Source organism: Thermovirga sp. (genome assembly GCF_017656375.1).
Classification (GTDB): Bacteria; Synergistota; Synergistia; order Synergistales; family Thermovirgaceae; genus Thermovirga.
In genome coordinates this window covers 1-6217 of the sequence record NZ_JACDOB010000048.1, presented here as the reverse complement: position 1 = coordinate 6217, position 6217 = coordinate 1, and the positions used below count along the sequence as shown (strand labels likewise).

General features: G+C 46.6%; 5 protein-coding genes. All 5 read right to left on the bottom strand.

The window, feature by feature from the left end; genetic code table 11:
• Nucleotides 1-117: 117 nt before the first annotated feature.
• Genes H0Z23_RS08365 through H0Z23_RS08345 form a run of 5 tightly spaced genes read right to left on the bottom strand, consistent with a single transcriptional unit; the run spans nt 118 to nt 5667 of the window.
• Nucleotides 118-1098, bottom strand: a complete 981-nt coding sequence (locus H0Z23_RS08365) for a glycine betaine ABC transporter substrate-binding protein (protein WP_296868989.1) — start codon at nt 1096-1098, stop codon at nt 118-120.
• Nucleotides 1058-1780 (bottom strand): ABC transporter permease, encoded by a 723-nt coding sequence (locus H0Z23_RS08360; RefSeq protein WP_296868988.1) that lies wholly within the window; start codon nt 1778-1780, stop codon nt 1058-1060. The genes H0Z23_RS08365 and H0Z23_RS08360 overlap by 41 nt, the downstream gene beginning before the upstream one ends.
• Nucleotides 1780-2913, bottom strand: coding sequence for an ABC transporter ATP-binding protein (locus H0Z23_RS08355; protein WP_296868987.1), 1134 nt, complete (start codon nt 2911-2913; stop codon nt 1780-1782). The genes H0Z23_RS08360 and H0Z23_RS08355 overlap by 1 nt, the downstream gene beginning before the upstream one ends.
• 21 nt (nt 2914-2934) lie before the next feature.
• Nucleotides 2935-4044: a histidinol-phosphate transaminase gene (gene hisC, locus H0Z23_RS08350; protein WP_296868986.1), complete on the bottom strand. Its 1110-nt coding sequence runs from the start codon at nt 4042-4044 to the stop codon at nt 2935-2937.
• Nucleotides 4045-4047: 3 nt separating this feature from the next.
• Complete coding sequence (locus tag H0Z23_RS08345) at nt 4048-5667, bottom strand: thiamine pyrophosphate-binding protein (protein ID WP_296868990.1); 1620 nt, start codon at nt 5665-5667, stop codon at nt 4048-4050.
• Nucleotides 5668-6217 lie beyond the last annotated feature (550 nt).

Genomic DNA, 6217 nt, shown 5'->3' with positions numbered 1-6217 from the left:
GTATTCAACGCCAAAAATAAAGACCTGACACCTAGGCGTTCCAGAAAAAACAAAAGCACCGCCGGTGCTCGAGAGCCGACGGTGCCTTGTGTGTGAGATTTTTAAAATAGTAGTGCCTTAATCAACAAGGCCTATTCCCTCAAGGAAACCTTTTGCTATGTCCTCGGGCTCTTCACCGTTGTCATAACGGCCATTTAAGGTTGACATGGTCTTCTCGTCTATTTTTCCGCTCAGCTTTTCGAGTATAGGGAGGATCGCAGGGTATTTCTCCAGTGTTTTCATGTCTATCACGTATGCAGCACTGTAATCTGGGAAGAAGCCCTTGTCGTCCTCCAACAGCGTGAGATTTAGTTTGGCTATCCTGGAGTCTGTGGAGTATGCTGCTATAACGTCCACTTCTTTATTAGCGATGGCCTTGTACATCATGGCATACTGCATAGGCAGCACTTCTTTGAATTTTATGCCGTACGTCTTTGACCAGCCTGGATAGGCATCAGGCCTTGTGTCAAAATTTTCATCGCCGGCCAATTTCATTTTTTCTGCTATACCTTTGAGATCTGAAGCTTTATGAAGGTCGTATTTTTCAGCTGTCTCATGCCTAACTGCCATCACGTAAGTGTTGTTGAAGCCTATGGGCTTCGACCAGGTCATGTTAAAGTTCTTTTCAAACCCCTCTTTGACCATCCTAAATGTTTCTTCTCTTGAAAGCTTAGGCCCCTCATAGCGCAATATTCCCATCAGCTGTGTCCCCGTCCAAGAGGGATAAACGTCAAGCTCCCCTTCAGCCATGGCCTGATGCAGTACTGAAGACGCGGCAAATTCGGTGTTAATTTTCACATCAAGCCCTGTGTATTCGTCAAGGAGTAGCTTGGCCATCCATGCCAAGATTACAGACTCGTTTACTGTCTGTCCCCCGACTCTGATAGTGCCCTTGTAATCCATAGGATCTTGGTTGGCTACTGCGGTGCCTATCCCCCCTACGACCGAAACGGACAAGGCCAACAGGGCCACACATAAAACTTTCATAAAACATCTCACATGCAACAGCTCCTTTCTATTATTCTCTGCCTCTTTGCGCGGCAGTTTTTTGCAGTTCATCTATCTCCGCCTTCTGCGCCAGGCGAATGGCGCGGTTTTTGGGGTCAAGGTAGTTTTGCAGCCATTTGATTCCCTGGTCTGCAGTCAAAGCCAGTATGGTTGCAGGAAGGGCACCTGCCAGGACCACTTCGTTCCTTATGGAAGCTAACCCTGAGAATATCAATCTGCCAAGACCACCGCCCCCTATGGCTGAGGCTAGCGTTGCGGTTCCTATGATCCATACGGTGGCAACTCTTATCCCTGCCAGGATAATGGGCATAGCGATGGGAAGCTGGACCTTGACCAAAATCTGGTACTCAGTCATTCCCATGCCCCTTGCAGCCTGCACCAAGTGCCTGGGAACGCTTTTTATCCCCGTGTAAGTGTTTTGAAGCACTGGCAACATGGCGTATAAAAATAGCGCCGCTATGGCATTGTCGTTCCCTATTCCAAAGATAAAAATCAAAAAGCCCAAAAGTGCTAAACTTGGTATAGTTTGGAATATGTTAGCTGCACCTATTACATAAGGAGATAATTTTTCATTCTTGGTCAGATAAATTCCCAAGGGTATGCATATCACTAGCGTAATGGAAAGGGCAATAAGGGAAATGAATAAATGCTGCCAGGTCAGCTCCAGGATGCGGGGCCAGTACCTGGTAATATACTTTAAGAATAACTGGAGGAAAGGCTCTTGATTCAACATTATTTCCCCTCCTTTCCTCTGTACCGGGTGAGCCTTGAGATGGTAAGGCGCGCCACGCCAGCGTGAGTTACAACACCTCTGAAAAGGCCATTTTCGTCTATAACAGGAATGGGCAAATCCTGGTCTGCCAACATCTCTGCCGCGTCACGAAGTGTGCCGTCTTCAATATATAGTCTCCTGTCTTTTTTTGCCCCTTTCGTGACTTTTTCGTTTTGTTTTGCTGCTCGCTTTAGTAGCCACAGCAAAGCCATCCCATGCCATTTCCCATAGCTGTCGACAATCTGGGCTGTTTCATGGCCTTCGTCTTCCATGATATCCAAGACATCCGCGGCAGTCATTTTAGGAGAGACCTTTATTCTAGGATCCTGGACCACAACTTCCACGCTTGTATCAGGAAATATCTGGGAGAGCCTGTCCTCTCCTATGAAATCTCTAACAAAGTCGTTGGCGGGGTTTTGTTGAAGTTCTTCTGGAGATCCAACCTGCTCAATTCTTCCTCGGCGCATAAGGACTATCTTATCTGCGATTCTCAAAGCTTCGTCCATGTCGTGGGTTACGAATATTATTGTTTTTTTAACGGTCTTCTGCAGCTGGAGAAGCTCATTCTGAAGCTTTTCCCTGGCTATGGGGTCTAAAGCTCCAAAAGGCTCGTCCATTAGGACCACGTCCGGGTCTGCTGCCAATGCACGTAGAACCCCAATCCTCTGCTTCTGGCCGCCACTAAGCTGGTCCGGTAGGCGGTAGCGGTATTTTGCAGGATCTAATCCTGCCAACTCAAGCAACTCATCAACTCGCTTTTGTATTTTGCTTTTCTTCCAGCCTAAAAGTTTGGGCACAGTTGCAATGTTCTCTGCTACCGAAAGGTGGGGCATTAAGGCCGTTTCCTGGATAACGTAACCAATGTTCCTTCTCAATTTGACGGGATTAACCTTGGTTATGTCCTTGCCTTCTACCTTTATGGTCCCCTCGGTGCAATTCTCGAGGCGGTTGACCATCTTCAGAGTAGTGGTCTTTCCACAGCCTGAAGGGCCAATAAGCACGGCGATTTCGCCTTTGGCAATTTCCAAGTTGAGGTGGTCAACGGCCCTAGTCCCATCTTCATATACCTTGCTTACATCTTCAAAAAGAACCATGAAACACTACCTCCTGCAGCCTTAAGCATCAGTGGCATTATTTAAAATGTCCTTTATGACCTTTAAAAACTCATCTACTTCCTCAGAGGTTCCCACCGTCACCCTGATTGCATTGTTACAACCCCAGATACTGCAAGGCCGTACAATAATGCCTCTTTGTAACAGTTGCTTAGATAAATAATCGCAGTCATATGGAGTTTCAAAGAAGACAAAATTTGTAGATGAAGGAGTGACGTTGCATCCCATGCCGTGAAGCTTTTCTTCCATTCTTTTTCGGTCATTGATTATTGTTTCAAGGGCTTTGGTGTACGACTCTTGGCCATCACGTAAAACCGCTATGCCTGCGGCTATGGCAAGCCTGTTGGCGTTAAAGGGCTCGCTCACGGTATCTATGGCCCTAATTACTTCTGGCCTTGCCGCGCCATAACCTAGCCTTAGGCCTGCAAGCCCGTAAGCCTTGGAAAATGTACGTACAGAAATAATGTTTTCCCCTTCATATATAAGTTTTGATCTGTCAGGCAACTCGTCTTTAGGGCAAAACTCTGCATATGCCTCATCCAGAATTACCCAGGTTTTTTCTGGCAAATCCTTCAGCAAGCTTACCAGTTCGTCGTGGTTAAAATGAGTGCCTGTGGGGTTATTGGGGTTGCACAGCCAAATTAGTTTGGTCTTTTCTGTTACAGCTTTGCCCACGGCCGAGAGGTCTACAGCATTATCTTTCATGGGGGTCCTTACTATCTCCGCGCCCATAAGTTTTGACAGCTCCTCATAGAGCTTGTAGGTGACCGATGGGATTATTACTTCGTCTTTCTCTTCAATGAAAGCCTTGGTTATGGATTGAAGCATCCCTTCTGCCCCGTGGGATAAGGCAATATTTTCTGGCTTCAAGTTATGTCTCTGGGCTAAGAGCCCCTTAATTTCCTCAAAGGCTATATCCGGGTAGCGATTACCTGAAGCCATCTCGCGCTTCATGGCTTCTATGGATGCTGGGAAAGGGCCATAGGGGTTCTCGTTGGAGCCGAGCTTGATGATATTCTCAAGCCCCAAATCCCTTCTAACTTCTTCTATGGTCTTCCCTGGTTCGTACGGCCTCATTTTACATACTGCTTTGCGAATGCCTGGTATATTCACGGTTCAGTGCTTCCTTTCTTTTGGTGTTATCTCTATGATAGTTGGGCAGCTTTCTTTGAAAGCTGTTTTTAGCAAGCCTTTAACCTCTTTTGCAGAGCTAGCCAAAAGGTAATTTGCCCCCAAAGATGCCGCAAAACACTTCAGGTCGGGAGTGCGGTTGTCGACACCGATGAAAGAGCGAAAGCCCCTTGCCTTTTCGTTGCGTCGGATTTCGCCAAACCCTTGGTCATTCCATATTATTATCGGTATAGGAAGTTTCTCCTGGCACGCGACTGCCATTTCGGCCATGGTGAATTGAAATCCTCCATCTCCTGTAAGGGCTGCAACAGGCTTATCACCGTTTGCCAGGTAGGCTCCTATTGCTGCAGGAACGGCAAATCCCAGGGTGCCGAAACCTACAGGGTGGAGGAAAGTAGAGGGATGATAAGCTGAATATTCGCTTATTGCCACATAGGCAGGCCCAGTCATGTCTGCAACAAGAATTCCATCGTCAGGGATGCCTTCGCGGATGGCATGTATTAGGTCCTTCATATCGGCTAAATCTTTACCCATACCTGTGATTTCAGCTAGTTCCTTTTTTGCCTGCTCCTTCAAGCTGGCTAGAAAGGTTTTTTTATCTGGATATTGGACATTGGGGCCTTTTTCAAGCTCCTTTAAAATGGCCGAAAGAGCTTGGCCTGCGTCGGCTCTTATGCCTATATCTGCGGTGGCGTTTCGGCCGAAGTTGGCAGGGTCCAAGTCTATTTGAATCAGAATACCTTTTTTGGGCAAGGGCTTCTCCCACAGGTCTGTAGGTGAAAGTTCTGTCCCTACGGCAATGATGACGTCAGCTTCTTCGATAAATTTTCGCACAGAAGGAAAATGAAGCCTGGCGCCCAGACATAGTGGGTTTCGTTCGTCCATAATACCCTTGCCGGCACAGGTCTCTATAACAGCAGCTTGTAGCTTTTCGGCTAAAGCAAGTGTTTCCTTGGAGCTTTTCCTGGCGCCGCCGCCTAGTATCATTACAGGGTTTTGGGCTTCCTTGATTATTTTTGCTGCTTTTATAATCTCACGTTCAGGAAGTTCAGGATACCAAGCAGGCCGTGCTTTTGCTGGAGGGTTAGCTGTAAAACTAGAATGCATGGACAGTACGTCCATAGGGATCTCCAGATGAACAGGGCCGGGGCGCCCCGAAGCAGCAGTCCTATAAGCTTTTTCCACGGCTGGTTGGATGTCGTGAGGGTCAAGAACCCTGATGCTTTCTTTAGCGGCAGATTGAGCCATAATTGTGCTGTTTCTGAGTTCGTGTAGGAATCCGGCACCTAGGCCGATATAGCTAGTAGGGATTTGGCTGGATATTACTACCATTGGGACCGAATCATGGAGGGCTTGGGCCATGGGGGTGAGGATATTTGTAAGCCCTGGGCCTGAAATCACTAAAGCCGTTCCCACATTTCCTGTCGAACGTGCCCAACCATCTGCCATAAACCCAGCCCCCTGCTCGTGTCGAGCTGTTATATGGCGAATAGTACTTTCCGCAAGGGCTTCGTAAATATCAAGGTTATGAATCCCTGGAATGCCAAAAATCGCAGTCACACCAACAGATTCCAAAGCTCTGACCAAGACTTTAGATGCCTTCACCTTCAAAGAATCACCTCATCTACTATGAAATATATAAAAGAACAACAGCAAGCAAGAAAAGAACCGGTGCCCTTTGCTTGAAAAGGCCTTCTCTTGTTTTGCTATCCTGCCTGCGGTTTTCGCTTCTGGAAATATTTACACGCCTGAAGCGGGGGTTTTGAGTAACCCTGCTGGTTTAACTAGCAGTATGTCAATGTGGTGCGTTCAAAGGACAATATATGCTAGCATAATCTGATTATTCTATATTTTGCTGTATTTATAACTTGTCGCGCAAATTATCCTAACAAACTTTACTCCACCTGTCAAAAAAGTTAACAAAAAGGTAATGTGAAGGTTTTAGATAATTTGGGACACTTGTTATCTATCTCCTCATCCAAGATTTTGTCCAATCCCTTTTGTTTAGGAATTAAACGTAGCTTTTCAGTTGCTTGGTGGGTTTTTGCTTTAGCAGTCCTTTGGGGTCACACTTAGGTTCCCCCTCATTTTGTTCTTGTCGGCGCTTCCTCAGCTTGTGTGGCTATTAATACTTTTCATCCTTATAGATTATAGC